The following is a 243-nucleotide window of genomic DNA, read 5'->3' as shown; positions in this document are numbered from 1 at the left end:
TTCCAGGGAAAATAATCACACTGCCAATTGCAGCAGTACTTAGTTGATGTACATCTTTCATCATGTAAGGAACCATAGAGATAAACACTGCTACTGTACCAAATATAAGTCCTCCACAAAGGACACCAATTATAAAAGAAATATTTTTCCCCAGTGCAGGTTCAACAAAAGGTTCTGTTACTTTCCTAATATGTTTTACAAATATCAGGAATGACAGAATACTGATGATCAGAAAAGAAATGT

Annotated in this window: 1 pseudogene; it reads right to left on the bottom strand. The window is 34.6% G+C overall.

The features are described from left to right. A pseudogene (locus AWV70_RS22555) lies at positions 1-243 on the bottom strand (tetracycline efflux MFS transporter Tet(L)); the annotation flags it as partial.

It is taken from the genome of Sporosarcina koreensis, from assembly GCF_001531445.1.
Lineage (GTDB): Bacteria > Bacillota > Bacilli > Bacillales_A > Planococcaceae > Sporosarcina > Sporosarcina koreensis_C.
This window is presented reverse-complemented; position numbering and strand designations above follow the sequence as displayed.